This is a genomic window from Streptomyces bluensis, from assembly GCF_014650715.1.
GTDB lineage: Bacteria > Actinomycetota > Actinomycetes > Streptomycetales > Streptomycetaceae > Streptomyces > Streptomyces bluensis.
On record NZ_BMVM01000002.1, the window covers coordinates 484,076 to 509,480 of the forward strand.

Sequence of the window (25,405 nt, forward strand, 5' to 3'; positions counted from 1 at the left end):
CGCGCGGGCACCGGGCCGGACGACGGTTCAGAGCAGGGCGGTGGCCTCCTCCACGGAGAGCGCGCCGCCCTCGGCGTACGCCGTCTCGTACGCCGCGTCGTCCAGGACGGCCCGCGCCGCGGACTCGGCCCGGCTGCGGGTCTCGGCCTCCACAGGGCTGGAGAAGTGGCCCCGCGGCAGCATCGCGTCGGCGGCTCCGAGGAGCCGGGCCGCGTCCCGTGCCCGGCTGCCGCCGTCCACGCCGGCGACGGCGATGGCGGCTCCGGTGAGCTGTACGGAGACGAAGTGGGGTGCGATGGTGCGGGTGAGCGGGTCCGTGGCCCGTTCCAGCGCCTCACGCATCTTGGCCAGGGACTCCTCGTAGCGGCCCTCCAGCGCCGCGAGCCAGCCCTCGACTCCGGTGACGAAGCTGGAGAAGAGCACGAAGTTGACCGCGTCGAAGTCCTCCCTCAGCAGCCGGATCTGCTCCCGGGCCTCCTCGAAGCGCCCGCAGCGGCCGAGCCAGGTCGAGAGGAAGAGCCGGGCGGCCGGCATGGCCTCGTTGGTGCTGCCGTGAACGTTCTCCAGCACCTCGAACAGGATCTTCTCGCCCCGCTCGGCGTCCTCGCCCTCGATGAGCACACCGCCGAGACGGGCCTTGAGGACACCCAGCTGGGCGCGGGCGCCCAGCCGTTCGGCGTGCCCCAGGGCCCGCTCGAAATCCGCGGCGGCACCCGTGAAGTCGCCCCTGCGCTCCTGGGCCTCACCGCGCGCGGAGAACGCCTCCGCCACGCCCCAGGCGTCGCCGATCCGGGTGAACAGCTCCAGCGCCTCCTCGGCGTCACGGGTGGCGCTGCCCGCCCAGTCCGTGCGGTTGGCGAGGATGTTGGCGCGCATCTGGAGGGCCTGGGCCAGCTCCCAGGTGTAGCCGAGCTCACGGCTGGTGTTCACGGTCTCGTCCATGATCTGACGGGTGCGCTCCAGGTCGGCACTGAGCAGGACCGCGAAGAACCACATGGAGCCGGGGAAACGGCAGGTCTGCGGCTGACCCGGCCGGTAGGCCTCGCTGATGACGCGCAGCTTCTCCTTGGCCTGGGGGGTTTCCCAGGCCCTCACGTCCATGTCCATGCAGGCGAGGTGGACGAGGTGCACCCCGCGCCGGGCCTCCGCGAGGACCTCGGGGCTCATCGGCGGCGGGCTGTCCGTGGGACGTTCGAGCAGGTCCGGGACGGGGCGCGGGGGCGCGGTGAAGGGGTCGGGGCCGAGCTCCTTGATCTCGGTGGACCAGGTGCGGGCCTCGCTGCGCAGGTCGCGCATCTGCCAGTACCAGGACAGTGACAGCAGCAGGCTGAGGGCCTCCTGCTCGTCGCGTTCGGTGACGGCGTGGCGGAGGGCCGTGCGGATGTTCTCGTACTCCCGCTCCAGCAGCGCGATCGCCGTGCGCTGGCCGGGGCCGCGCAGCAACGGGTCGGTGGTGCGGGCGAGTTCGCGGTAGTACGTGAGGTGGGCGCGCTCGGCGGCGGCCCGCGCGCCCGTCTCGTCGAGGCGCTCGCGGGCGTACTCGGCGACGGTCTCCAGGAGCCGGTAGCGCATCGCGTCGTCACCGACGGGGGTCGCCACCACGAGGGACTTGTCGACGAGCGAACCGAGCGAATCCAGCGCGGCGGGGCCGCAGACGGCCTCGGCGGCGGCGAGGTCGCAGCCGCCCGCGAACACCGACAGCCGCCGCAGGACGTCCCGTTCGTCCTCGTCGAGGAGGTCCCAGGACCAGTCGACGACGGCACGCAGGGTCTGCTGGCGGGGCAGTACGGTCCGGCTGCCGCTGGTGAGGAGCCGGAACCGGTCGTCGAGCCGCTCCGCGACCTGGCGCGGCGTCAGCATCCGGAGCCGGGCGGCCGCCAGCTCGATGGCGAGCGGCAGTCCGTCGAGGCGCCGGCAGATCTCGGCCGCCGCCTCCGGATCGTCCGCGGGGTCGAAGCCGGGGCGGGCGGCGGCGCCGCGGTCGGCGAGCAGCCGCAGTGCGTACGGCTGCGGCAGCGGTTCCACGGGGCGCAGCAACTCCCCCGGTACGCCGAGGGGTTCGCGGCTCGTGGCGAGCACGGTCAGTCCGGGGCAGCGCTCCAGCAGCCGCTCGACGAGGCGGGCGGCGGCGTCGACCACGTGCTCGCAGTTGTCGAGGACGATCAGCATGCGGCGTCGGGCGCAGTGCTCGACGAGGCGGCTGAACGGGTCGTCGTGCCGGTCGGCCATGGCCCGCATCTCCTCGGCGCCGGCTCCCCTCAGGACGGTCTCGCGGGCGCCGAGGGCGGTGAGTACAGCCTCAGGGACGTTCTCAGGGTCGTCGACCGGCGCCAGTTCGGCCAGCCAGACGCCGTCGGGGACGCTCTCGGCCACGGCCTCCCCCGCCTCCTGCGACAGCCGGGTCTTGCCCGCTCCGCCGGGGCCCAGCAGGGTCACGAGCCGGGCCGCCGTCAGGTCACCCCGGATGGCGTCGATGTCGGCGTCCCGCCCGACGAAGGAGGTGAGCCGGGCACGGAGGTTGCCCGGCCCCGGGTTCCGGCCCCGCGAGGGCGAGGAGACCTCCGGGTCACCACTCTCGCCCGACACCCCGCCGGGCCCCAGCAACTCCCCGTGCAACGCCCTCAGTTCGGCACCGGGATCCGCGCCCAGCCGCTCCGCCAGCAGTCGCCGTACGCCCTCGTAGGCGGCCAGCGCCTGAGCCGTGCGCCCGGCGTCGCGCAGGGCCCGCAGCCGCAGGGCCTGGAGGGGCTCGTCCAGCGGGTGGGCGTCGCAGAGCGCCGTGAGTTCGGGGAGGTGCCGCTCGGCCTGGCCCAGGGCGAGGGCCGCGGTGAGACGGGCGCGGCGGGCGTCGAGCCGGCGCGCCTCCCAGCGGGCCGCCGCGGCCGTACGGTCGGGGAGGTCGGCGAGGGCCGGTCCCCGCCAGAGGGCCAGGGCGTCGTCCAGCAGCACGGCCGCCTTCGCCGCGTCACCGTCGGCCAGGGCGCGCGCGCCTTCGTCGGCGAGCCGCTCGAAGCGGTGGAGGTCGATGTCGTCCGCGCCCGCGACCAGCCGGTAGCCGCCGTCCGCCGAGGCGACCGCGTCCGCACCGAGCGCCCGGCGCAACCGGCCGACCAGCGCCTGCACGGCACCGGACGCGTCCGCGGGCGGGTCGCCGTCCCACACCTCGTCGACCAGCACGGTCACGGGCACCGTACGCCCGGGCCGCAGCGCGAGCACGGTCAGCAGGGCACGCAGCCGCGCCCCGCCGACCGGAGCGGGGGAGCCGTCGGGGCGGAACGCCTGGGTGGTGCCGAGGATGCGGTAGCGCACGCGGTCCATTGTCTCCGGCGGCGGCCCGGCACCGCCTGGCGGGTTTCCGACCCGTAGGAGCCGCAGGAACCTCACACCGCCCGCGGGACGTTGCCCCCACAGCACCGATACGGTCGGACCCGCAGTCGACCGTCACCGCAGCCCACACCAGGGAGCACGCCCCATGGCCATCGCCACGTCCCGCCGGAGCGAGCGAAGGATCAGTCCTGTCTTCCTGGGCATCGTGGCCGTGACGGCGGTCACGGGCTGGGCCACGTGGACCGGCTTCGCCGAGCAGCCCGGGATCGCGGTCTTCCTCTTCGTGACGGCGGCCTGGATCGTCTCCCTGTGTCTGCACGAGTACGCCCACGCGCGCACGGCCCTGCACAGCGGCGACATCTCGATCGGCGCGAAGGGATACCTGACCCTCAATCCGCTGAAGTACACCCATGCGCTGCTCAGCATCGTGCTGCCCGTCCTCTTCGTGATCATGGGCGGGATCGGTCTGCCGGGCGGTGCGGTGTTCATCGAGCGCGGGCGCATCCGGGGCCGCTGGCGGCACAGCCTGATCTCGGCGGCGGGCCCGCTGACGAATGTGGCCTTCGCGGTGGTGTGCACGGCGCCGTTCTGGCTGGACGCGCTGGGCGGGGTCCCGGAGGAGTTCCGTTACGCGCTGGCGTTCCTGGCGCTGCTCCAGGTCACGGCCGCGATCCTGAACTTCCTGCCGGTGCCGGGCCTGGACGGCTACGGGGTGATCGAGCCCTGGCTGTCGCACAGGGCCCGCCGCCAGGTGGAGCCGCTCGCGCCGTTCGGGCTGCTGCTGGTGTTCGCGGTGCTGTGGATCCCGCAGGTGAACGCCACGTTCTTCGGCGCGGTCGACGCCGTGCTGCGCGGCCTGGGCATCAGCGACCTCGACACCTACTGCGGCCAGGACCTCTACCGCTTCTGGCAGGAGGGCAGCAACGTGTGCGTCACTCCGTGACGGAGCCGCGTCCCGCCCTCGCGCGCCGCGCGTAGTACCAGGTCATGTTGGACGACAGCCCGGCCAGCAGCACCCAGACGATCCCCAGCCAGCTGCCCTGGACGAAGGAAACCACGGCGGCGGCCACGGAGAGCAGGCAGACGGCGAGGGTGTAGACGGCGAGTCGCCGGGCCGGGGCGGGTGCGGGCGAGGCGGGCATGGGGGTCGGCTCCTGACAGGACAATCGGACGGTCGGACGTCAGTGGTGGCGACGACGGCACTGGCCGTGACGTCACCGACGGTGGTACGGCACCCAGTGTCCCTCATGCCCGCAGCCGCCCTACTACACCCGCCTGGAGCAGGGCAACGGGCGCGATGTGTCGGCGGAGGTGCTCGACTCGATCGCCCGCGCCCACGGCTCTCGGACGCCGAGCATGCCCACCTCACCCGTCTCGCCAGCCCCAAGCGCCAGAAGAAGCAGACCGCCGGCCGACCGCAGCAGGTGCGCGGCGGGCTGCGTCAGCTCCTGGCGGCCATCGAGGGTGTCCCCGCCCATGTGACCGGCCGTCGCTCCGACTTCCTCGCCCGGAACGGGACGGCCTCGGCGGTCGACTGGGGAACTCCCCCGCTTGAACGGGGGGCATCCTCGAAGGAGACCGGGTGACGGAGAAGAGCCCACGGTGCCAAGCGGTTGCGGCACCCGCTGGTGGGCGCGCTGACGCTGTCGCACGAGACCATGAAACTTCCGGACGATCATGAACAGGCCCTGATCATCCACCAGGCGGAGCCGGGTTCGCCGTCCGCCGAGGCGCTGCGGCCGCTCGCCGGCTGGGGTACGGACGCCATGAGCGCGGGGGCGGCGCGGCAGGTGTGAGCCGGCGAGGCTCACTGGGGGCACCCAGCGCGGGGCGCCGTTGCCCACCCCCGTGGGGCAGCTGCGCCCGGCGCTGGCGTGGTCGATCCTGTACGTGCGCCGGAGGGAAGTCAACTACTGTTGATTACTTGGCGAATCCTCGACAGCGTTTTGGTCGTTGATAGGTGATTTAGCCGGATCTGGCCGCAACGATCGTGTAGTTCATCACGGCGACGAGATCCCCGCCGCAGGCCGAAGAGTTCTATGATCCGACGCATGGCCTCCGATTCTCCAAACCCAGAAGCGTCGGCTCTTCGATCTGGCGAAGGTGGAGAGCCGTCGGACCCCATGGACTTCGCCGGTCGCTTCCGGCGGGTGATCTCGGTGATCTATCCGAAGGATCTGGGCCGCCCCTGGCGCGACTCGGAGATCGCCGAAGGGACCGGTCTGAGCGGTACCTACATCGGGAACCTCCGCAAGGGCGTCCAGAAGCCCAGCCTGGAGAACGCCGTGAAGATCGCCAAGTTCTTCGGTGTTCCGCTGGATTACTTCAGCGACTCCGCCACCGCTCAGGCCGTCGAGCGGGACCTGCGGAAGATCGAGGCGCTCCGGGACGCCCGGGTGGAGCGCATCGCGATGCGGGCGGCCGGCCTGCCGCCCGAGATGCAGGACGCCGCCCTCACCGTAGTGGAACAATTGCGCAGAGCGGTGGGACTGCCCGACGGCCGCCCCGAGGCGTGACCGACTACCGCCAAACGACGTTGGGGCACTGGCGGCTGTCGGCTGAGGAGACCGATGTGCGAGATCTTGGACGTACCCGCCGCCGGATGCGGGCCATGGTCAGACAGCTGGACCTGCCCCGGATGAGTTCGGTGGAGGAGTTGTGCGCGGCGGTCGCCGACCGGGTGGGGCGTCCGGTACGACTGGTTCCGCGGCGGATGCGGGTGGGCGAGCCGTCGGGATTCGTCGAACGCCGTGCGGACGCCGACGTGATCCATTTCGAGCAGGAGACCTCGGGCCTGCATCAGGCCCACATCATCTGCCATGAACTCGCGCACCTTCTGTGCGGGCACCTGGCGGAGGCCCCGTCCGCCGACGAGGAGGCGGCGCAGGTGGAGTTGGAGACCATCGACGCGGACATGATCCGGCTGGTCCTCGGCCGTTCCCACTACGAGGGCGCGGCGGAGGAGGAAGCGGAGATCCTGGGGGCCGAGTTGACGCGCACCCTCGTGCTGGCGCCCGGGGCCGGAACCACGTCCCAGCTGGCACCCGCGCTGGAACACCGTAAAGGGCAGCATGTCTGAGATGTCCGAAGCGCCGTTCAATCTGGTCTACCTCGGTATCGGCACGGTGGCCTGGGGCGTGGCCGGCCTGAAGATCCGGGCGTGGCGCCGGGATCCGTCCCCCGGCCTGCTCGTCGTCGCTCTGACCATCGCGGCCCCCGCGACCGCTTTCTTGGTGGCCGCCCCGGTGCTGTACCGGCTGATCGACCGGGTCGCGCACCGCGGCAATCTGGCCACTCTGCTGGTCTATCTGGGCATCACGGGTTTCTCCGCGGCCGCCGTGGTGCTGGCCCGTATGTGGACCCCGCCGAAGGAACGCGGGGACGCGCAGGTGTGGGACGGGGCCACCGCGGACACCTGGCACGAGGTGCGGCGGCGCCTCGCGGTGTTCGCCGTTCTGGTGCCGGTGATGACCGTCCTGTTCTTTACCGGGGGAGCCACCGCTCCGGAGACACCGCTCACGTTCGACACCACCTTCGCCACGATTCCACAGATCGCGCTGTTCCTGGTCCTCTACCAGGCCCTGTTCGGCTTCGCGCTCGTCGACATCAGCAGGGTGTGCTTCGGGCACGCCTCCCGGCTGCCGACCGGGCCGCTGCGCAGTGGCATCCGGCTGATCGTCCTCGGCGGGTTGATCGCCTGCGGATACGTCCTGTGCAAGCTCATCGCGATCGGAGCGGCCTTCGCGGAGGTCGCCGGGACGGAGTGGCTGAGCACCGCCCTCGGCCCCGCCTTCGCCGCGCTCGGAGCCGTGCTGATCACCGCGGGCTTCGCCGGACCGGCCGCCTCCGCCTGGGCCCGCAGGCGCCGCGACTACCAGGCCCTGCGCCCGCTGTGGGACTTGGTGTACCGGGCGGACCGGCGCCTGGCCCTGGAAGCGCCGCCGTCGGCCTGGACCGAGCGGCTCGCGTTCCGGGACCTGGAGTGGCGTACCGCCCGGCGCGGACTGGAGATCCGCGACGGCCAGTTGACGCTGCGCCCCTGGGCCGATCCCGAGGTGGTCACCGCCGCCGCGCTGGTCGCCCGGCGGGCCGGCCTGGACGACGAGGACCGGGCGGCACTGATCGTGGCCGCCGCCCTGCGCGGCGCCGCCGCGGCACTGAACGAGGGGACCGCGCCGCGCCCCCGCGAGGACCAGGTTCCGCTGCCGGGCCTCGACGCGGGACCGGCCGACGAACGGGCCCACCTGGTGCGGGTCGCCCGCTACCTGTACGCGCCCCTGACCGGCGAGGCACTGACCGCCGCCACCACGACCGGATGACCGCCGCGATGCCCGGCGCCCACCAAGCCTACGCACGGCTGGTCCTGGAGACGATGCCGGAGGAGTCCCGGGTCGGACTCACCCTGGGCTTCGTCAGGACCTTCGGCATCCCCGAGATCGCCCGGGTGCTGCACGGCACCGGCCGGATGACCGACGACCCGCGCGGCCGGGCCAAGGCCACGGGGGTGGCCATGTTCGCGCTGATCGGACAAGGGCTCGACAGTACCGAGGGGCGGCGGGTCGTCGAGGGTCTGCGCCGGATCCACGACCGGCCCGACATCACCGCCGAGTTGATGGCGTACGTCCTGGCCTGCTTCACCGTGTGCCCGCTGCGGTTCATCGACGACCACGGGCACCGGGCGGTCACGGACGAGGAGCGGGACGCCGCGTACGCGTTCCATCGAGGCCTGTCGGACGCCCTGGGTCTGCCCGACGCTCCGGACGGTCACCACGACCTGGCGCGCGTGGAGAGCTGGATGCGCGACTACGAGAGCCGTCACTTCGCCCCCAGCGAGGCGGGTCGCGCGCTCTGGGAGGCCACCAGCAAGGGCCTGTTGGCAGCCAGGTTGCCCGCTCCGCTGGCCGCGCTCGCGCCGGCGGTGGCCGCGTCACTGCTGGACCGGCCTCTGCGTACGGCCCTGGGTGTACGCCGCCCGCCCGCGCCGGTGCGCATTCTGGTGACCCGCGCGCTACGGTCCCGGGCAGGCACTGCCCGGCGGCAGCATTCCTGACGTCGTCGCTGTCGGCCCGGCATCAAAGATCCGCTTGACTATATTAGGCAAGGCTGACCTTGGACGCCCCTGACTCCGACCAGAGGAAGGCTTGGCCATGAGGCGTTCGCACCGTCGCCGTATTCCCCGCTCCCTGCCCTGACCGCCGCGGCGCCGCTGGTGGCCGCCTGTGGCTCGGACAGCAAGGGCTCCGAAGGTGCGGACTCCGCCGCTGAGTTCGGCGCTGTCCCCGTAACGGACCTCGGCCTTCGCGCCGGTCGCCTGCTCCGACTGCTCGATCAGCGGGGCGATCAGCTCTTCGCTGCGGCCGGAGCAGATGACAGGCGGCCCCCCGCTTCCCCGGCAGCGGCGGGCGGCCCGGTTTCCTGCCCTTCGGCAAGGACGGCTCCAGTACCGCCCACTGCGCATCTGTCAGATCACCCAGAACCACAAGACGCGATCACGACACAACCTTGATCCACTTTGAAAACAGACCCTAGACGTCGGTCAGCCGCAGCCCCGCGTGGGCCTTGTACCGGCGGTTCACGGAGATCAGGTTGGCGACCAGGGACTCGACCTGGTGGGCGTTGCGCAGACGGCCGGCGAAGATCCCGCGCATGCCGGGGATACGGCCCGCCAGCGCCTGCACGATCTCGACGTCGGCCCGCACCTCGCCGAGCACCATCACATCGGTGTCGATCTGCTCGATCTCCGGGTCCTGGAGGAGGACGGCGGAGAGGTGGTGGAAGGCGGCGGTGACCCGTGAGTCCGGCAGCAGCGCGGCGGCCTGCTCGGCGGCGCTGCCCTCCTCCGGCTTCAGGGCGTAGGCGCCCGACTTGTCGAAGCCGAGGGGGTTGACGCAGTCGACGACGAGCTTGCCGGCCAGTTCCTCGCGCAGCGCCTCAAGCGTCTTGCCGTGGCCGTCCCAGGGCACCGCGACGATGACGAGGTCGCTGCGGCGGGCCGTCTCGGCGTTGTCGGCGCCCTCGACGCCGTGCCCGAGTTCCTCGGCGGCGGCCCGCGCACGGTCGGCGACCCGCGAGCCGATGATCACCTTCTGCCCGGCCCTGGCGAGGCGGTACGCGAGGCCCTTGCCCTGCGGCCCGGTGCCGCCGAGCACGCCGACGACGAGCTCGGACACGTCGGGAAGGTCCCACGGGTCCTTGGCGGGAGCCTTGGCGGGGGCCGTCTGTCCACTGTCAGTAGAGGTCATGGGCCGACTGTACGTGCGCGGGGCGCGCGGGCGGGCGCGCGGCCCGGGTGGGCACGCCTTACGTGAGCGCGTTCACAGGGATCCGGCGGAACGTGATCGTCTCGTACGCGCTGAAGTCGCCCGTCTCGTACAGCAGTCCGACGGTGTCCGCGTCGACCCGGACGAGGTCGGAGTACGCGGCGGGCAGCCCGTCGACGGTGTGCGCGGACCGCCATGTCGTACCGCCGTCCTCGGAGACCCGTACGGTCATCAGCGCGCGGAAGCCGGGGTCGGCCGGGCCGGAGTACAGGAGCAGGTCGGGGTCGCGGAGTTGGAGGACGCTGCCCTCGCAGACGGGGGTGACGAGGCCGGCCTGGGGGCGGAAGGGCTTGACGAGGGTGGTGCCGCCGTCGGCGGAGTGGGCGTCGGCGCGGGTGCCGGGCGACGGGGAGTCGTTGCGGGTGTTGAAGTAGACGCGGCCGTCGGGGAGTTCGGCGGCGGTGGTCTCGTTGACGTTGATGTAGCCGTCGGTGTTGTCGTCCACGTATCCGATGCGCCAGGTCGTGCCGCGGTCGTCGCTCAGCAGGCAGTGACCGCCGTTGTACTTGCCCTCCGTGCCGGTGTCCTGGCCGCCCGGGGGGAGTGAGTGGTTGGCGGGGACGACGACCCGGCCGGTGCTCAGCCGGAGGGCGTGGCCGGGTGTGGTGGCGTACCACCGCCAGTCGGCTCTCTTCGCCGTCTCGGTGATCTCCTTGGGCGTGGACCAGGTGCGCCCTTCGTCGTCGCTGTACTGCACCCACACGCGGCGGCCGTCCGCGGCGCTCACCTGGCCGCGGCGGATGGCGTCCTCGGTGGCGTGGGCCGCGTTGCGTACGTGGACGAGCAGGACGCGGCCCCCGTCGAGGACGACGGGGGCCGGGTTGCCCGCGAGGTCGTCGCCGTTCTGCGCGGCCACCTCCAGCGGGCCCCAGGTGCGGCCGCCGTCCGTGGACCGCTTCAGCACGACGTCGATGTTCCCGAAGTCGGCCCCCGAGCCGACCCTGCCCTCGCAGAAGGCCAGCAGGGTGCCGTCGGCGGTGGCGACGACGGCCGGGATACGGAAGCTCGCGTACCCCTCTTCGCCGGCGCGGAAGGGGATGCTGCTCTCGGTGCTGCTCGCGGTGTTGTTCTCCGTCATGGGCGGGCTCCTTGGGGCGGTGGGAACCAGCCCGTGCCCCGCTCGGGCGAATTCGGGGTGAACGTCACGTCACGAGTGGTGGTGTGCGGCAGGATGCCTGCGCATGGACGCCGTACGGGTCGCGTTGTTGCGGGAAGTGCTCGCCGGGACGGAGTGGCCGGTCGCCACCCGCCGGTTCGCGAGGGCACTCAGGGGCTCTGTCGTGTCGTACGGCGGCGGGTTGCTGCTCGTGGGCACGGCGGAGTACGAACCGTGGCATCTGGCCGCGCACCTCGTGGACGAGGCGGCGTGGTCGGGCACTCCGGAACTCTCCCCGACGCTCGTACGGCACGGGGCGCGCCCCAGCGATCCCGCGCATCTGGCGGTGGGGCTTGGCCGCGTGTCGGCGGCCCGGCGGGGCGAGACGCTGCTCGTGGTGTCCCCGTCCGCGCCGGGCGGCGCGCTGCTGGAGCGGGTGCACGACGCCCGGCGGGCCGGGGCGCGGGTGCTCGCGCTCGACTCCGGTGACCGCGATCTGGGTGCGATGGCGCACGAGTCGCTGGCCGTGCCACCGGAGACCGACCTGGACCTCGACACGGTCCAGCACCTGGTGAGCGCGGCGGCGGGTGAGAACGCGCTGCCGGAACGGAGAGGCCGACGACGCCTGCGGGACCGCCTGGCCCGGCTGGCGGACGAGTTGACGGCTCCGCCGCCGACCCTGTGGTAGCCGCGCGGCTGTTTGGAGGAGGTTCCCCCCACCCGCCGCCCCTCAAAGAGGCGAGCGGGTGGGGAACGACGGGCGCTCCCGGCGGAGGACAGCCTCACCGACGCCGGGAAACCCGAGCCCTCAGTCGTCGGCCTCCCGTGCGGCACCGTTCTGCCAGCGTGGGTCCCCCTCCCACGCGATGTTGCGTTCGCGGGCCGTCTCCATCGCGTGGGCGGCCTCGTCCGGGGAGGCGTAGGGCCCCATACGGTCCTTGTTGGGGCACTCGGGCCCCTCCTCGACCTTCTTGTGCTCCAGGCAGTAGTACCACTCGCCCGGCTTCCCGACCGCCTTGCGCTTCTTGAACAGGGCCATGACTCGCGGCTCCTTTCGCCAGGGACATCGTCCCCCACACCCGCTGGTTAAACTCGCTGACATGTCTGCCCAGTCGCTGCTCGCCCCGGGGAGGATCTCCCCCGCCCGTACCGTGCCGGGACACATCCGCCGGCCCGAGTACGTGGGCAAGCCCGCCCCCACCCCGTACACCGGCCCGGAGATCCAGACGCCCGAGACGATCGAGGCGATGCGGACCGCCGGGCGGATCGCCGCGCGGGCGATGGAGGAGGCCGCGAAGGCCATCGCGCCCGGCGTGACGACGGACGAACTGGACCGCATCGCGCACGAGTACATGTGCGACCACGGCGCCTACCCCTCCACCCTCGGCTACCGGGGCTTCCCCAAGTCGCTGTGCACCTCGGTCAACGAGGTGATCTGCCACGGCATCCCGGACTCCACGGTCCTGCGCGACGGCGACATCATCAACCTGGACGTCACGGCGTACATCGGCGGCGTGCACGGCGACAACAACGCCACGTACCTCGTCGGAGACGTCGACGAGGAGTCCAGGCTGCTGGTGGAGCGGACCCGTGAGTCCCTCAACCGGGCGATCAAGGCGGTCAGGCCGGGACGGCAGATCAACATCATCGGGCGTGTGATCGAGTCGTACGCGAAGCGCTTCGGGTACGGCGTCGTGCGGGACTTCACCGGGCACGGGATCAACTCGTCCTTCCACTCCGGGCTGATCATCCCGCACTACGACAGCCCGCACGCGACGACCGTCATGCAGCCCGGGATGACGTTCACGATCGAGCCGATGCTCACGCTCGGGGCGTACGACTACGACATGTGGGACGACGGCTGGACGGTCCTGACCAAGGACCGGAAGCGGACGGCCCAGTTCGAGCACACACTGGTCGTGACGGACACGGGCGCCGACATCCTCACGCTGCCGTAGCAGTCCGCGGAGGCCAACGCACCGCGCTCGTCGTCGGCCCCGCCCCCGTGGCCCGCTCTCTCAGGAGGGCGGGCCTTTTTGTGCGCATTGCGTGGGGCGGGTGAAGTTTCTGGGTATACCTTTACCGACAGGGCGTCGGTAACTCATCGACTTAGGCAAAGCTAACCAAAGCAAAGCGGTTGGCGACTCTCTCCCGCCCTGCCACCGGAGACCCCATGGACTCGTTCTCGACGCTCCTCCGCACCGCGTCGCGCGAGCAGCACGCGACCGCGCACCATTCGACGTTCATGAGCGGCCTGCTCGGCGGTCGGCTCGGTCTCGACGCGTACACGCGGTACACGGAGCAGCTGTGGTTCGTGTACGAGGCGCTGGAGGGCTGTGCGTGGGAGCTGGCCGACGACCCGGTGGCGGGGCCGTTCGTCCAGCCCGAGCTGATGCGTCTGGCCGCGCTGGAGCAGGACCTGGCGCATCTGCGGGGCCCGCACTGGCGCTCGATGCTGGCCGCCCTGCCGGTGACGGAGACGTACGCGCGGCGGATCACGGAGTGCGCGCACATGTGGCCGGCCGGGTACGTCGCCCACCACTACACCCGCTATCTCGGTGACCTCTCCGGCGGCCAGGTCGTCCGCGACACGGCCGAGAAGACGTGGGGCTTCGCCAGGAAGGGCGACGGAGTGCGCTTCTACGTCTTCGAGGACATCGCCAACCCGGCCGCCTTCAAGCGGGGCTACCGCGAGCTGCTCGACCGGGTGCGGGCGGACGACCTGGAGAGGCAGCGGATCATCACGGAGTGCAAGAGGGCGTTCGCGCTGAACATCGCGATGCTCGGCGCGCTGGGCGAGGAGTTCCCGCTGAGTGCGTGACCGTTTCAGGGGGCCTCGACGCGCAGCGCGATGCGCGACCGCGGCGGCCTCAGCGCTCCAGCGACACCCGGCCTCCCACCTCCACCCATCCCTGCGGCTGCGGTGCCGTGAGGATCTGCGAGCCCGCTCCCTGCGTGATGTTCAGGGCGCGGCCCAGCTGGTCCGTGAGGAGCAGGGCCGCCGCGCCCGTGGCCTCGTCCTCGTCGATGCCGTCGCCGCGGCCGGGGAAGGCGCGGGCACGGACGCGACCCGCGGCCTCGTCCTCCCAGGCCCAGGCGTAGATCCACTCCCCCGGCGGCGGGACGGGGAGGGCGTCGACCTCGGCCGCTGAGCCGTACTGGCGGAGCGTGCGCGGCGGTGCCCACTCCGCCCGGGCCTCGATCCAGGTGAACTCGCCGTCCAGGCGGGTGCCGACGATCCCTGCGGGGGTGACCAGTTCGGGGACGTCCAGGAGCCAGGCCGTGCCCACGCAGGGGTGCCCGGCGAAGGGCAGGCGGAGGGTGGGCGTGTAGATGTCGATGATCCCGCGCTCGGGGTCGTCGACGAACACGGTCTCGCTGAAGCCGAGTTTGGCGGCGAGGGCCTGCCGGTCGGCGGGTTCCGGCAGGACCGAGCCGTCCCGGACGACACCCAGCTCGTTGCCGTAGCCACCCTCGGGCCCGCAGAAGACCCTCAGCACGTCGTAATCAGTCACCTGGGCATTGAACATCACCGAGAAACGCCACGGAGAAAGATCACCGAGCGGCGACTTCGGCCCCTGGCTCCCCACCCGGGCTCTTGACCCGCGCCTTGTGCTCTTTACGCCCGCTTGACCGAATCATCACGGCCGTTTTAGGCCACCGTGATCAGGCCGTGCTCGTACGCCCCCGATGAGAGGAGATTCACTGAACGAGCAGGAATTGGTGAGGTAAGCCTCAGATAAGTTGGGCAAGCCTCACCTCATCTGTGCGTCCCCTGTGTCCTTCTCTGGAGCCGACATGCGCCCCCTCAGACTGTCCGCCGTCACCGCCGCCGCCACCGTGGCGGCCCTGACCGCCGTCACCGGCTGCACCGAGAAGAGCAGCGCCAAGGGCGGCGACGGCGTCATCGAGGTGACCGCCACCGACACCACGTGCGAGGTGTCGAAGAAGGAGTTCCCGGCAGGGCACGTCGAACTCGCCGTCGAGAACAAGGGTTCCAAGGTCACCGAGGTCTACCTCCTCTTCCCGGACGACCGGGTGGTGGCCGAGCGCGAGAACATCGGCCCCGGCACCCGGCAGAAGGTCACGGCCGAGGTGAAGGCGGGCGACTACCGGATCGCCTGCAAGCCGGGCATGAAGGGCGACGGCATCCGCCAGGACGTCACCGCCACCGGCACCGGCAAGGCCGTCGAGCACGACCCGCGCCTGGACAAGGCCGTCGCCGCCTACCGCGAGTACGCCCAGGAGCAGGCCGACGCGACCATCCCGCAGGTCGAGACGTTCGCCGAGGCCATCAAGGACGGCGACATCGAGGCCGCGAAGAAGGCGTACGCGCCCTCACGCGTCGGCTGGGAGCGCACCGAGCCGGTCGCCGAGTCCTTCGGTGACATCGACCCGAAGGTCGACGTGCGCGAGGACGGCCTGGAGGACGGTCAGGACCCGGAGAAGGACTGGACCGGCTGGCACCGGCTGGAGCGCTCGCTGTGGAAGGACGGCAAGCTCACCGACCACGACTCCGCGCTCGCCGACCAGCTCGTGAAGGACCTTCAGGACTGGCGGAGCCGGGTCGGCCGGGCCGAGATCACCCCGACCTCCATGGCCAACGGCGCCAAGGAGCTCCTCGACGAGGTCGCCACCGGCAAGGTCACCGGCGAGGAGGAGCGCTACTCGCACACCGACCTGGTCGACTTCAAGGGGAACGTCGAGGGCGCCGAGAAGTCCTACGAGCTGCTGAAGCCGGTCGCCGCCGAGAACGACCCGGCGCTGGCGAAGGAGCTCGACAAGCAGTTCGCGGCGCTGAACACGCTCCTCGACCAGTACCGCGAGGACAAGAACGGCTACGACTTCGTCTCCTACGACAAGGTCGGCAAGGACGAGCGCAAGGAGCTCTCGGACGCGGTGAACGCGCTCGCCGAGCCGCTGTCCCGGCTCGCCGCCGCCGTCGTGAAGTAGCGGGAACGAGGGCCGGCCCAGATGACGGACAGCACCGAAATAGAGATCACCGAGAGCACGACGATGACCGAGGGCACCTCCCGTGCGCCGTCCAGGCGTTCGCTGATCGGCTGGGGCGGAGCCGGGCTCGCGCTGGGGGCCGCCGCGGCCGGTGGCGCGGTGGCCGTGGCCACGACGGGCGGCGATGCCTCACCGGCCGGCGCCGACGCCGGGGCCCCGGTCGCCTTCCACGGCGCGCACCAGGCCGGCATCGCCACCGCCGTGCAGGACCGGCTGCACTTCGCCGCGTTCGACGTGAAGACGGAGGACCGCGCCGAGTTCGTGCGGATGCTCAAGGACTGGACGGCGGCCGCGCGGCGGATGACGGCCGGGAAGGCGGTCGGCGAGGGCGCGTACGGTGGGCCGGCCGAGGCGCCGCCGGACGACACCGGCGAGGCGCTGGGGCTGAAGCCGTCCCGGCTCACCCTCACCATCGGCTTCGGGCCCTCGCTCTTCGAGAAGTTCGGCCTTGCGGACGCGCGGCCCGAGGCGCTGGTGGACCTGCCGCAGTTCGCGGGCGACAACCTGGACAGGGCCCGCAGCGGCGGCGATCTGTGTGTGCAGGCGTGCGCGGACGACCCGCAGGTCGCGGTGCACGCGATCCGCAACCTCGCCCGGATCGGCTTCGGCAAGGTGTCCGTCCGCTGGTCCCAGCTCGGATTCGGCAAGACCTCGTCGACCACTCCGGAGGACCGGACCCCGCGCAACCTCATGGGCTTCAAGGACGGCACCCGCAACATCGCGGGCACGGACACGGCCGGGCTGGACAAGCATGTGTGGGTGGCGGGGTCCGACGGCCCGGCCTGGATGGCCGGCGGATCGTACCTGGTGGCGCGGCGCATCCGGATGCACATCGAGCCCTGGGACCGTGCCTCGCTGCGGGAGCAGGAGGACGTCTTCGGCCGCGACAAGGCCGAGGGCGCACCCGTGGGCAGGGCGAAGGAGCATGACGAGCCGTTCCTGAAGGCGATGCTGCCGGACGCGCATGTACGGCTCGCGCACCCGGACTCCAACAACGGGGCGAAGATCCTGCGTCGCGGCTACTCCTTCACCGACGGCACGGACGGCCTCGGCCGCCTCGACGCGGGCCTGTTCTTCCTCGCGTACCAGCGTGACGTGCGCACGGGGTTCATCCCGATCCAGCGCAGCCTCGCCAAGGACGCGCTCAACGAGTACATCCAGCACGTGGGTTCGGCGATCTTCGCGGTGCCGCCGGGCGTCCGGGACGCGGACGACTGGTGGGGCCGGACGCTGTTCTCCTCGACGTTCTCCTCGACGAAGGGAGCCTAGCGGCGTGTTCGCGAACTATCTGATCGGTCTGCGCGAGGGCCTGGAGGCGAGCCTCGTCGTCTGCATCCTCATCGCGTACCTGGTGAAGACGGACCGCCGGGACGCGCTGAGGCCCGTCTGGACCGGTATCGGCGTCGCGGTCGGGCTCGCTCTCGCCTTCGGCTGCGTTCTCGAATTCGGTTCGCAGGAGCTGACGTTCGAGGCGCAGGAGGCGCTCGGCGGCTCACTGTCGATCATCGCGGTGGTCCTGGTGACGTGGATGGTCTTCTGGATGCGGCGTACCGCCCGGCATCTGAGGTCCGAACTCCACGGCAGGCTGGACGCGGCGCTGCGGATGGGCACGGGCGCGCTGGTCGCCACGGCGTTCCTTGCGGTGGGCCGGGAGGGCCTGGAGACGGCCCTGTTCGTGTGGGCGTCGGTGCGTGCGTCCAGTGACGGCACCCAGGGTCCGCTGATCGGCGTGCTGTTGGGCATCGCCACGGCCGTCGTGCTGGGCTGGCTCTTCTACCGGGGTGCTTTGCGCATCAACCTCTCCAAGTTCTTCACGTGGACCGGCGGCATGCTGGTCGTGGTGGCGGCCGGCGTGCTCGCGTACGGCTTCCACGACCTGCAGGAGGCGGACTTCCTGCCTGGTCTGACGAACCAGGCGTTCGACATCAGTCACATCGTGGACCCGTCCAGTTGGTACGGGGCGCTGCTGAAGGGAATCTTCAACTTCCAGCCCGATCCGACCGTGCTCCAGGTCACGGTATGGCTCCTGTACCTGATCCCGACGCTCGCACTGTTTCTCGCCCCGGTAGGGTTCGCCTCCGGGAAGGGGAAGGTGAAGGGACCTGATGAGCAGGGATCGCGGGGTTCTCAGCCCTCGAAGGCTCAGTGAGTACACGGCCTTTCGGCGGCTCGGCACGTACGGCCGCCCTCGGCGTCTCGGCGGGCACGGCCGGTTCGCCCTGGTGACCGCGTCGGTGGCCGTGCTGTCCGTGACGGCGAGCGGCTGCGTGGTCGTCCATGGCGAGCGGGAGATCGTTCCGACGGTGACGCGGGCCGATGCCGCCCGCGCGCTCAAGGAGTTCACCGCCGCGTACAACAAGGCCGACAAGACGTACGACCAGGCCGCGGACGCGGAGCGGGTGACCGGCGCGCTCGCCGACATCGACGGGGCGAAGCTGAGGGCGGGCCGCAAGAACAACCCGGACGGCAATCCGGCGCACTCGCCGCTGAAGCTGACCGACCCGAATTTCACGATCCCCGAGAAGGCGGGCTGGCCACGCTGGTTCGTCGCGGACACGGCCGCCAACAAGGGCTTCAAGAACACCCGTTGGCTGATGGTGTTCACCCGCTCCGACGCGGACGACGTGTGGGCGGTGTCGTACCTGACGATCGTCCAAGCCGCTGCCATACCGAAGTTCAAGAAGAACGCGGACGGGTTCGCGCAGACGGTCCCGGCGGACGACGCGGCACTGGCGGTGGCACCGCGTGAGCTGGGCAAGGCGTATGCGACGTACCTGAAGGCCAAGCCTTCGGGCGGTTCGGGCGGTTCCGGCGGCGAGGTCTTCGCGCCCGGCCCCCACACCTCCGAGTGGCGGGCCGACCGCGAGAAGAAGTCGGCGCAGCCGGGGCTCGCCCGCCAGTACGTCGACGAGCCGCTGTCGAAGGGCGACTACGCCCCGGTGGGCCTGCGCACGACGGACGGCGGAGCCATGGTCTTCTTCGCCACGCACCACTACGAGAAGCAGACGGCCGCACCGGGTGTCGACCTCGACATCCACCCCAGCGCCCGGCCCCTGCTGACCGGCGAGGTGAAGTCCTCGCTGACGTTGCAGCGCGTGTCCAACGGAGTGGTGCTGGATCCGCCGAAGTCGGCGTCGGACCAGCGGGTGACGTTCCTGAACCGGGTGGACGGGCTGACGAGCGTGAAGGGCGAGTAGGCCCAGTAGGGCTCCGGGGAGAGCCTCAGCCGCGGAGGGGCCAGGCCGCCGTCGTGTGGTCCGGTTCCTCCCCCGCGTGCCGGGAGCATGCGTCGGTGAGGATCTCCAGCAGGCTCAGCGGGTCGGGGAGCGGGTGTTCGAGGCCGCGCACCCACTGGACGGTGAGGTCACCGGGGAGCCGCGCGGGCGGCACGAGGACGTAGGAACCGCGGCAGTGCCAGCGCAGGCCGGGGTGCTCGTCCATGGTCTCGGGGTGGCAGTCCAGTTCGCAGGGCCACCACTCGTCCTCGTCCTCGGGCGTGCCGCGGGTGAGGGTGAAGAACAGCATGCGCCCGTCGCCGGTCTCGGCCACCGGCCCGACCTCGGTCCCGGAGGCGAGGAGTCGCTCCAGCGCCTCGCGTCCCGCGTCGAGCGGCACGTCGAGTACGTCGTGCACCATGCCGGTCGCGGTGATGAAGTTGGCCTGCGGCTGGTGGCGGGCCCAGCGCTCGATCTGGGCCTGGTCGGTGGTGGACTGCGTCTGCCAGGCGAACGAGACGGGGTGGCGCGCGGGCGTGGGACAGCCGACCCGGTCGCACGAACACCGGTAGGCGGACGGGTACGCGGCCGGTGCGAGCGGGAGTCCCGCGGCGGCAGCGGCGAGCAACAGGGTTTCGCGACCGCTGTCTTCGGCCTCCCGTTCGGTGCGACGACCGCGCAGCCACTGGGAGATCCTGCCCTGCCCGCCGGAGCGGCGGCCGAACTCAGCGCTCATGTATCCCCTCGCCTTGCCGTTGTGCGGACAGCATGCCCCCATGGTCCCACCATCCTGCGCTCCGGGTGGCCGGAGACCGCATCCCGGGTAGGTGGGGCGATGCCGACCCCCGGCGGGGATCAAGGGTTATTGAGCGCTTTGCCGTGATTTGCCACCCCCTTCCGGGGCGTTGCAGGGCCGTCGCGGTCGCTTTCGTCACACCTTCGGCTGAAGCTCAGCGAGGGGCCAGTCCATAGAGGGCGTAGTCCACGAGGGCGTCCGTGTACTCGTACGAGATGGGGGCGGTGCGCTGGAGCCAGCGCTGGGCGAGCGGGGAGACGAAGAGCTCGAGGGCGATGCGCGGGTCGATGTCGTGACGTACGTCACCGGCGTCCTGCGCGGCCTTCAACCGCTGGACGTAGAGCTGGAGTTGGGGTTCGAGCAGCCGGGAGACGACCTGTGCGGCGAACTGCGCGTCGACGACCCCCTCGGCGGCCAGGGCGCGGGAGGGCGCCTCGAACTTCGGTTCCAGCAGTTGGTCGACCGTGGCCCGCAGGACGTACTTGAGGTCGGCGGCCAGGTCACCGGTGTCCGGGATCCCGTACTGCAACTCCTCCGGCGTGGCCACGGCCTCGGCGTACTGCTCGCTCAGGTCGAGGAAGGCCTCCAGCAGCACGTCCGCCTTCGACGACCACCACCGGTAGATCGTCTGTTTGCCGACTCCGGCGCGGGCGGCGATGCCCTCGATGGTTGTCTTCGCGTAACCGGCCTCCACGACGAGAGCGAGAGCGGCGTCGTAGATGGCGCGGCGTGACTTCTCGCTGCGGCGGGTGGAGTCGGGGGCGGGCTTCTGGACCATGCGGCCAAATTATCAGTTGACAAGACGGTGCGTCTCGCCGCAGCCTGGGGGAGCGACGTACGAGACGATACGTATCGTCATACGAAGGGAGATGTGCCATGGCCCGAGGTGGAGCCGGAAACATGCTGGGAGTCGGCGGCACCCGCAGCAAGCTCAGCCGCGGGGCGCTGCGGGGAGGAGGCCGCGCAGGCGCGGTCGGCGGCGGTCGGAGCCCGCAGGCCCAGAAACGGGAGCTGTTGCGCAGGCTCCAGGAGGGACGCGCGACCGACAAGCAGTCGTGACCGGGCCGGGGCCGCCAGGGACAGGGCGGGGATGGCGGCGGGGGCCTTCCTACTCCGGGTCCCGTTCCCCGGCCGGCGGCCAGGCGTCCCCCCAGTCGGCGTCACGGGCGGCCCTGTAGAGCGGCCCGTGGCGCTTGGTGACGGTGGTGCGGCGGAGGAGGGAGGGCTCGGCCTCGCACAGGTCCAGGAGCACCTGACCCTTGCGGATCTGGGGCCTGCGGACGACGCGGGAGGGCGCCGGGGCGGCCTCCGGCCCCCGTACGGCGGCGACGTAGCTGAACTTCTCGTCCTCGTACGCGAGTGACCCGCCCTTGACCTGGCGGTGCAGCGAGGACCGGCTGACCCGGGCGGAGAAGTGACACCAGTCCTCACCGGGCACGATGGGGCAGGCCGCGCTGTGCGGGCAGGGGGCGGCGATACGGAACCCGGCACGGACGAGCCGGTTGCGGGCCTCGATGACGCGGGCGTGACCGCCGGGAGTGCCCGGCTCGACGATCACCACGGAGCGTGCGGCTCCCCCGGCGGCGTCCACGACGGCGGCACGGTCGGTCTCGGTCAGCTCGCCGAGGACGTAGGAGACGGTGACGAGATCAGTGCTCTCGACGGTGAGCGCCGCTCCGATACGAGAGCGCCGCCACTCGGCGCCCTTCAGCTCCGGGTTGCGCGCGGCGATCTCCCGCCCGAGAGCGAGCGCGGGCTCGGCCCAGTCGAGCACCGTGACCGGCCGCTCCCCCGCCCAGACGGCGTTGACGGCCCAGGTCGCCGCGCCGGTACCGCCCCCGATGTCCACATGGCTGTCCGGCACCCACGCGGGCACGGTCTCCGCGAAGGCATCCAGCGCCGAGCACACCGCCTCGAACGTCGCCGGCATCCGGTACGCGGCGTACGCGACGACGTCCGAACGGTCCCGCAGTACCGGCGCGTCCGTCGGCGTCCGCCCCCGGTAGTTCGCGATCAGCCGCTCGACCGCCTGTGAGGCCGCCTTCGGCGGCAGCCCGTCGAGCAGCCCGGCCAGGGCGGCACGCAGGGAGTCGGCTGGGGAGACGGGGGCGTTCACGTGGCGATTCTATGGGGGGTGGCCGACGGCCCGGAGCCCGGCTCGGTCCGGTCGAGGGCGAGGCCGGAAAACCGTTCGCCTGCGGGGTGAGGTGCGGGGGAGGCTGGTCGCATGTCTTACGCCGGGCCGCCGCAGGGCGTCGTGCATGTGCCCCCGCCGATCGCCTCGCTGGCCGGGGACCGGCCGCTGCTTCCCGTGTGGCGGAACGAGTTGGGCGGGCTGACCTTCCGGATCGGGGACGGGGACGGGGAAGGGGACGGTGACGGGGAGGGGCGGCTGTTCGCGAAGTGGGCTCCGGCCGGCTCCGGGCTGGATCTGGCGGCCGAGGCGGAGCGCTTGCGGTGGGCTGGCGGATTCACGCCCGTGCCCCGCGTCCTGGACCAGGGGGCGAGCGAGGACGGTGCCTGGCTCGTCACCCATGAGCTGCGGGGCGACAGTGCCGTCAGCCCACGGTGGAAGGCCGATCCCGCCACCGCCGTCCGCGCGCTGGGAGTGGGGCTGCGGCGGCTGCACGAGAGCCTGCCCGTGGAGGAGTGTCCGTTCAGCTGGTCGGTCGAGCGGCGTCTGGGGCGCGCCCGGCGCGCGGGGATCGAGGTCCCGGCCGATCTCCCCGAGGCGCCGCCCGTGGACCGGCTCGTCGTGTGCCATGGCGACGCCTGCGCGCCGAACACGCTGCTCGGCGACGACGGCTCGTGGTCCGGTCACGTCGACATGGGCGCTCTCGGCGTCGCCGACCGGTGGGCCGACCTGGCCGTCGCCACCTGGAGCACGCGGTGGAACTACGGCCCCGGGTGGGAGGAGCCTCTCCTCGACGCCTACGGCATCGCCCCCGATCCCGACCGGATCGCGTTCTATCGGCGCATCTGGAGCGTGACGTGAGGGTCAGGCCCCCTGGACCGCCCGGGCCAGCCGCGTCGCCGCCCCCGCCCTCACTCGGTTGTCCGGGAGTACACGGCGGCGGGGGTGCACCGTGTTCGCCAGCAGTACCAGGTACGTGTCCGTGGCCCGGTCCAGGACCAGCGACGTCCCCGTGAAGCCCGTGTGGCCCGCCGCACCGCGCCCCGCCAACTCCCCCATGAACCACGGCTGGTCGACGGCAAGGCCCAGGCCCGGTGGGGTGAGCATGAGGTCGACGAGGTCGGGGCCGAGGACGCGGGCGGGCCCGTAGGAGCCGCCCGCGAGCAGCGTGCGGCAGAAGACCGCCAGGTCCCGGGCCGTGGCGAAGAGGCCCGCGTGGCCCGCGACCCCGCCGAGGGCCCAGGCGTTCTCGTCGTGGACCACGCCACGGAGCATGCCGCGGTCCGCCTTCGCCCAGGGGCGCCGCTGGTCCTCGGTCGCCGCCGCACCCGGGCAGGGGCCGAAGGCCGTCGACGTCATGCCCAGGGGGCGGGTGATGCCGTCGCGGATCAGGACGTCCAGTCCCCGGCCCGTGACGCGTTCCAGGACGTGCTGCAACAGGAGCATGTTCAGGTCCGAGTAGCAGTACGCCGTGCCCGGCCGTGTCGTCGGCGTCTCCGCGCGGAGCATGGCGAGGCGGGCCTGGTCCGTCGGGCAGTCGTACAGCGGGAGTTCGGGGCGCAGGCCCGAGGTGTGGGTGAGGAGCTGGCGTACGGTCACGCCGTGCTCGGCGGCGCCCGTGAAGTCCGGCAGGTAGGCCCCCACGCGCGCGTCGATCCCGAGGGTGCCGCGCTCCAGTTGCTGGGCCGCCGCCACCGCCGTGAAGAGCTTGGTGAGGGAGGCCAGGTCGAAGGGGGTGTCCACGGTCACCGGCACACGGTCCTCGGGCGGCAGTTCGACGGCCGTGTCGCTCGTCTCGTCGTAGGACGTGTACCGCACCGCCCAGCCCATGGCCTCCTCCACCGCGATGACCGGGCCGCGCCCCGCGATCACGACGGCACCCGCCGCCCAAGGGCGCTCGCCCTCGGCCCCGATGGGGCCCGCCTCGGCCGCCTCGGCCTCCCCCGCCTCCGCCGCGTCTCCCGTACAGGCCCGGATCTCGCGTACGAGGAGACGCAGTTGGCCGGCGTCGAGGCCGGCCCGCTCCGGGGTGCCGGCGCGCAGTCTCGGGACGCTCAGCGTTCTTCCCCCAAGCTCTCGGCCGGTCGTGTGGTCCAGGGGCGGCAGAGTGCCACGAAACAGGCGACGCCCACCAGCGCGGCGGCCAGTTGGACGACGGCCATCGGGACGGCGGTGTCCTCGCCCGCGATCCCGACGAGCGGCGAGGCGATCGCGCCGATGAGGAACGAGGACGTGCCGAGCAGCGCGGACGCCGAACCGGCCGCGTGCCGTACCCGTACCAGGGCGAGCGTCTGGGTGTTGGGCAGGGTGATGCCCATCGCGGACATGAGGACGAACAGGCCCGCCGCCACGGGCCAGAGCCCCACCTCGCCGAAGACCCCGGCCGACATCAGCAGCAGTGCGGTCGCGGAGAGCGTCACGATCGCGAGGCCCGTCGCCAGCACCTTGTCCAGTCCGACGCGGCCGACCAGGACCTTGCCGTTGATCTGACCGGCGATCACCAGGCCGACGGAGTTGACGCCGAAGAGCAGGCTGAACGTCTGCGGGGAGGCGCCGTAGATCTCCTGGATCACGAAGGGGGAGGCACTGATGTACGCGAACAGCGCGGCGAACGTGAAGCCGCCCGCCAGCATGTAGCCGGTGAAGACCCGGTCGGCGAGCAGCCCGCGCATCGCGCGCAGGGCCTCGCCCACGCCTCCCGCGTGCCGGTGGCCGGGGGCCAGGGTCTCGGGCAGCCGCCACCAGACGACGGCGGTCAGCGCGACGCCGATGGCGATCAGGACCACGAAGACGCCTCGCCAGTCCGTGACCCGCAGGATCTGGCCGCCGATCAGCGGCGCGACGATCGGCGCCACCCCGGAGACCAGCATGAGGGTGGAGAAGAAGCGGGCCATCGCCACGCCGTCGTACAGGTCGCGGACCACCGCCCGTGCGATCACGATCCCGGCCGATCCCGCGAGGCCCTGGACGAGCCGGAAGGCGATGAGGGCCTCCACCGTGGGCGCGAGCGCGCACAGCGCGGTGGCGAGGACGTACACGGCCAGTCCGGCGAGCAGCGGTCGCCTGCGGCCCCAGCGGTCGCTCATCGGGCCGACGACCAGCTGGCCCAGCGCCATGCCGGCGAGGCAGGCGGTGAGCGTGAGCTGCACGGTGGTGGCGGGCGCGTTCAGGGACGTGGTGACCTCCGGCAGTGACGGGAGGTACATGTCCATCGCCAGCGGGGGCGTGGCGGTGAGGCCGCCGAGGATGAGGGTGACGAGGATGCCGGTGCGGCGGAGGGCGACGGGGTCGGGTCCGCTCCGTGACGCCCCGGGCTTCCCGGCTGCCGGGTCCTTGACTGTGTCCGTGGTCCCGGTTGTGGTCGTGGTCCCAGCCGTGGCCGTGGTCCCGGCCGTGCCTCCCGCCGGTTCCGCCACCGCCGTGCTCGGTATGTGCCCCTCCGGGACGTCCTGGTCCCGCGTGGTACGGCCACGCTCGGGCATGTGCCCCTCCCTCTCTGTTCGG

The 25,405-nt window shown here is 71.9% G+C and carries 25 protein-coding genes and 1 pseudogene; 15 read left to right on the forward strand and 11 right to left on the reverse strand.

Annotated features, from left to right (window positions below; genetic code table 11):
* Nucleotides 1-27: 27 nt before the first annotated feature.
* Complete coding sequence (locus IE262_RS07325) at nt 28-3,318, reverse strand: AfsR/SARP family transcriptional regulator (protein ID WP_189872150.1); 3,291 nt, start codon at nt 3,316-3,318, stop codon at nt 28-30.
* Between the two features lie 154 nt (nt 3,319-3,472).
* Here IE262_RS07325 and IE262_RS07330 point away from each other — a divergent pair, with 154 nt between their 5' ends.
* Nucleotides 3,473-4,270, forward strand: a complete 798-nt coding sequence (locus IE262_RS07330; RefSeq protein WP_189872152.1) for a site-2 protease family protein — start codon at nt 3,473-3,475, stop codon at nt 4,268-4,270.
* On the opposite strand, the gene IE262_RS07335 is transcribed toward IE262_RS07330, so the two are convergent.
* Nucleotides 4,260-4,469 (reverse strand): hypothetical protein, encoded by a 210-nt coding sequence (locus IE262_RS07335; RefSeq protein ID WP_189872154.1) that lies wholly within the window; start codon nt 4,467-4,469, stop codon nt 4,260-4,262. The genes IE262_RS07330 and IE262_RS07335 overlap by 11 nt on opposite strands.
* A 70-nt stretch (nt 4,470-4,539) precedes the next feature.
* On the opposite strand from IE262_RS07335, the pseudogene IE262_RS07340 reads away from it, so the two are divergent.
* The 5 genes and pseudogenes from IE262_RS07340 to IE262_RS07360 form a co-directional block, all read left to right on the forward strand.
* A pseudogene (locus IE262_RS07340) lies at nt 4,540-5,123 on the forward strand (MmyB family transcriptional regulator); the annotation flags it as partial.
* 327 nt (nt 5,124-5,450) lie between these two features.
* The gene (locus IE262_RS07345) at nt 5,451-5,843 is read left to right on the forward strand and encodes a helix-turn-helix domain-containing protein (RefSeq protein WP_166681565.1); all 393 of its coding nucleotides are present in this window, start codon (nt 5,451-5,453) and stop codon (nt 5,841-5,843) included.
* 56 nt (nt 5,844-5,899) lie between these two features.
* Nucleotides 5,900-6,406: a hypothetical protein gene (locus IE262_RS07350; RefSeq protein WP_134032033.1), complete on the forward strand. Its 507-nt coding sequence runs from the start codon at nt 5,900-5,902 to the stop codon at nt 6,404-6,406.
* A gap of 1 nt (nt 6,407) precedes the next feature.
* Nucleotides 6,408-7,646, forward strand: a complete 1,239-nt coding sequence (locus IE262_RS07355; RefSeq protein ID WP_134032030.1) for an MAB_1171c family putative transporter — start codon at nt 6,408-6,410, stop codon at nt 7,644-7,646.
* A complete protein-coding gene (locus tag IE262_RS07360; RefSeq protein ID WP_189872156.1) occupies nt 7,643-8,377 on the forward strand; it encodes an oxygenase MpaB family protein in 735 nt (244 codons plus the stop codon). The genes IE262_RS07355 and IE262_RS07360 overlap by 4 nt, the downstream gene beginning before the upstream one ends.
* A 475-nt stretch (nt 8,378-8,852) precedes the next feature.
* Here IE262_RS07360 and npdG read toward each other — a convergent pair whose 3' ends face one another.
* Both npdG and IE262_RS07370 read right to left on the reverse strand, forming a co-directional pair.
* Entirely contained in the window at nt 8,853-9,569 is a 717-nt protein-coding gene (gene npdG, locus IE262_RS07365) for an NADPH-dependent F420 reductase (protein WP_134032025.1), read from the reverse strand.
* Nucleotides 9,570-9,627: 58 nt separating this feature from the next.
* Nucleotides 9,628-10,725 carry a sialidase family protein gene (locus IE262_RS07370; RefSeq protein ID WP_189872158.1) on the reverse strand — a complete coding sequence of 366 codons (1,098 nt, stop codon included), beginning with the start codon at nt 10,723-10,725 and terminating at the stop codon, nt 9,628-9,630.
* Nucleotides 10,726-10,828: 103 nt separating this feature from the next.
* On the opposite strand from IE262_RS07370, the gene IE262_RS07375 reads away from it, so the two are divergent.
* Entirely contained in the window at nt 10,829-11,431 is a 603-nt protein-coding gene (locus IE262_RS07375; protein ID WP_134032019.1) for a hypothetical protein, read from the forward strand.
* A gap of 120 nt (nt 11,432-11,551) precedes the next feature.
* On the opposite strand, the gene IE262_RS07380 is transcribed toward IE262_RS07375, so the two are convergent.
* Complete coding sequence (locus IE262_RS07380; protein WP_189872160.1) at nt 11,552-11,782, reverse strand: hypothetical protein; 231 nt, start codon at nt 11,780-11,782, stop codon at nt 11,552-11,554.
* A 61-nt stretch (nt 11,783-11,843) separates the two neighbouring features.
* On the opposite strand from IE262_RS07380, the gene map reads away from it, so the two are divergent.
* A complete protein-coding gene (gene map, locus IE262_RS07385) occupies nt 11,844-12,701 on the forward strand; it encodes a type I methionyl aminopeptidase (protein WP_189872161.1) in 858 nt (285 codons plus the stop codon).
* Between the two features lie 215 nt (nt 12,702-12,916).
* On the forward strand, nt 12,917-13,564 hold the full coding sequence (locus tag IE262_RS07390; RefSeq protein WP_134032010.1) for a biliverdin-producing heme oxygenase: 648 nt from the start codon (nt 12,917-12,919) through the stop codon (nt 13,562-13,564).
* Nucleotides 13,565-13,613: 49 nt separating this feature from the next.
* Here IE262_RS07390 and IE262_RS07395 read toward each other — a convergent pair whose 3' ends face one another.
* Nucleotides 13,614-14,258 (reverse strand): PhzF family phenazine biosynthesis protein, encoded by a 645-nt coding sequence (locus IE262_RS07395; protein WP_189872163.1) that lies wholly within the window; start codon nt 14,256-14,258, stop codon nt 13,614-13,616.
* 283 nt (nt 14,259-14,541) lie between these two features.
* On the opposite strand from IE262_RS07395, the gene efeO reads away from it, so the two are divergent.
* The 4 genes from efeO (at nt 14,542) to IE262_RS07415 (ending at nt 18,953) form a co-directional block, all read left to right on the forward strand.
* Nucleotides 14,542-15,696, forward strand: coding sequence for an iron uptake system protein EfeO (gene efeO / locus IE262_RS07400; protein ID WP_189872164.1), 1,155 nt, complete (start codon nt 14,542-14,544; stop codon nt 15,694-15,696).
* Nucleotides 15,697-15,759: 63 nt separating this feature from the next.
* Nucleotides 15,760-17,025, forward strand: a complete 1,266-nt coding sequence (gene efeB / locus IE262_RS07405) for an iron uptake transporter deferrochelatase/peroxidase subunit (RefSeq protein WP_189872849.1) — start codon at nt 15,760-15,762, stop codon at nt 17,023-17,025.
* A 4-nt stretch (nt 17,026-17,029) separates the two neighbouring features.
* Nucleotides 17,030-17,905 (forward strand): iron uptake transporter permease EfeU, encoded by an 876-nt coding sequence (efeU, locus tag IE262_RS07410; protein ID WP_134032001.1) that lies wholly within the window; start codon nt 17,030-17,032, stop codon nt 17,903-17,905.
* Nucleotides 17,862-18,953, forward strand: coding sequence for an SCO2278 family lipoprotein (locus IE262_RS07415; protein ID WP_229877135.1), 1,092 nt, complete (start codon nt 17,862-17,864; stop codon nt 18,951-18,953). The genes efeU and IE262_RS07415 overlap by 44 nt, the downstream gene beginning before the upstream one ends.
* Nucleotides 18,954-18,978: 25 nt before the next feature.
* Here IE262_RS07415 and IE262_RS07420 read toward each other — a convergent pair whose 3' ends face one another.
* Both IE262_RS07420 and IE262_RS07425 read right to left on the reverse strand, forming a co-directional pair.
* Entirely contained in the window at nt 18,979-19,707 is a 729-nt protein-coding gene (locus tag IE262_RS07420) for a bifunctional DNA primase/polymerase (RefSeq protein WP_134031998.1), read from the reverse strand.
* Nucleotides 19,708-19,921: 214 nt separating this feature from the next.
* Nucleotides 19,922-20,545 (reverse strand): TetR/AcrR family transcriptional regulator, encoded by a 624-nt coding sequence (locus tag IE262_RS07425; protein WP_134031995.1) that lies wholly within the window; start codon nt 20,543-20,545, stop codon nt 19,922-19,924.
* A 98-nt stretch (nt 20,546-20,643) separates the two neighbouring features.
* Between IE262_RS07425 and IE262_RS07430 the strand changes: the two genes are divergently transcribed.
* Entirely contained in the window at nt 20,644-20,826 is a 183-nt protein-coding gene (locus tag IE262_RS07430) for a DUF6243 family protein (RefSeq protein WP_134031992.1), read from the forward strand.
* A 49-nt stretch (nt 20,827-20,875) separates the two neighbouring features.
* Here IE262_RS07430 and IE262_RS07435 read toward each other — a convergent pair whose 3' ends face one another.
* Nucleotides 20,876-21,883, reverse strand: a complete 1,008-nt coding sequence (locus IE262_RS07435; protein ID WP_189872167.1) for a small ribosomal subunit Rsm22 family protein — start codon at nt 21,881-21,883, stop codon at nt 20,876-20,878.
* Between the two features lie 111 nt (nt 21,884-21,994).
* On the opposite strand from IE262_RS07435, the gene IE262_RS07440 reads away from it, so the two are divergent.
* Entirely contained in the window at nt 21,995-22,762 is a 768-nt protein-coding gene (locus IE262_RS07440; protein WP_189872169.1) for an aminoglycoside 3'-phosphotransferase, read from the forward strand.
* Between the two features lie 3 nt (nt 22,763-22,765).
* On the opposite strand, the gene IE262_RS07445 is transcribed toward IE262_RS07440, so the two are convergent.
* Nucleotides 22,766-23,998, reverse strand: coding sequence for a serine hydrolase domain-containing protein (locus IE262_RS07445; RefSeq protein ID WP_373305005.1), 1,233 nt, complete (start codon nt 23,996-23,998; stop codon nt 22,766-22,768).
* Nucleotides 23,956-25,383, reverse strand: coding sequence for a multidrug effflux MFS transporter (locus IE262_RS07450; protein ID WP_229877137.1), 1,428 nt, complete (start codon nt 25,381-25,383; stop codon nt 23,956-23,958). The genes IE262_RS07445 and IE262_RS07450 overlap by 43 nt, the downstream gene beginning before the upstream one ends.
* Between the last annotated feature and the right edge of the window lie 22 nt (nt 25,384-25,405).

Coding starts and splice junctions, on each gene's coding strand:
- IE262_RS07325 (WP_189872150.1), bottom strand. CDS start 3,318: ATGGACCGCGTGCGCTACCGCATCCTCGGCACCACCCAGGCGTTCCGC.
- IE262_RS07330 (WP_189872152.1), top strand. CDS start 3,473: ATGGCCATCGCCACGTCCCGCCGGAGCGAGCGAAGGATCAGTCCTGTC.
- IE262_RS07335 (WP_189872154.1), bottom strand. CDS start 4,469: ATGCCCGCCTCGCCCGCACCCGCCCCGGCCCGGCGACTCGCCGTCTAC.
- IE262_RS07345 (WP_166681565.1), top strand. CDS start 5,451: ATGGACTTCGCCGGTCGCTTCCGGCGGGTGATCTCGGTGATCTATCCG.
- IE262_RS07355 (WP_134032030.1), top strand. CDS start 6,408: ATGTCCGAAGCGCCGTTCAATCTGGTCTACCTCGGTATCGGCACGGTG.
- IE262_RS07360 (WP_189872156.1), top strand. CDS start 7,643: ATGACCGCCGCGATGCCCGGCGCCCACCAAGCCTACGCACGGCTGGTC.
- npdG (WP_134032025.1), bottom strand. CDS start 9,569: ATGACCTCTACTGACAGTGGACAGACGGCCCCCGCCAAGGCTCCCGCC.
- IE262_RS07370 (WP_189872158.1), bottom strand. CDS start 10,725: ATGACGGAGAACAACACCGCGAGCAGCACCGAGAGCAGCATCCCCTTC.
- IE262_RS07375 (WP_134032019.1), top strand. CDS start 10,829: ATGGACGCCGTACGGGTCGCGTTGTTGCGGGAAGTGCTCGCCGGGACG.
- IE262_RS07380 (WP_189872160.1), bottom strand. CDS start 11,782: ATGGCCCTGTTCAAGAAGCGCAAGGCGGTCGGGAAGCCGGGCGAGTGG.
- map (WP_189872161.1), top strand. CDS start 11,844: ATGTCTGCCCAGTCGCTGCTCGCCCCGGGGAGGATCTCCCCCGCCCGT.
- IE262_RS07390 (WP_134032010.1), top strand. CDS start 12,917: ATGGACTCGTTCTCGACGCTCCTCCGCACCGCGTCGCGCGAGCAGCAC.
- efeO (WP_189872164.1), top strand. CDS start 14,542: ATGCGCCCCCTCAGACTGTCCGCCGTCACCGCCGCCGCCACCGTGGCG.
- efeB (WP_189872849.1), top strand. CDS start 15,760: ATGACCGAGGGCACCTCCCGTGCGCCGTCCAGGCGTTCGCTGATCGGC.
- IE262_RS07415 (WP_229877135.1), top strand. CDS start 17,862: ATGAGCAGGGATCGCGGGGTTCTCAGCCCTCGAAGGCTCAGTGAGTAC.
- IE262_RS07420 (WP_134031998.1), bottom strand. CDS start 19,707: ATGAGCGCTGAGTTCGGCCGCCGCTCCGGCGGGCAGGGCAGGATCTCC.
- IE262_RS07425 (WP_134031995.1), bottom strand. CDS start 20,545: ATGGTCCAGAAGCCCGCCCCCGACTCCACCCGCCGCAGCGAGAAGTCA.
- IE262_RS07430 (WP_134031992.1), top strand. CDS start 20,644: ATGGCCCGAGGTGGAGCCGGAAACATGCTGGGAGTCGGCGGCACCCGC.
- IE262_RS07440 (WP_189872169.1), top strand. CDS start 21,995: ATGTCTTACGCCGGGCCGCCGCAGGGCGTCGTGCATGTGCCCCCGCCG.
- IE262_RS07450 (WP_229877137.1), bottom strand. CDS start 25,383: ATGCCCGAGCGTGGCCGTACCACGCGGGACCAGGACGTCCCGGAGGGG.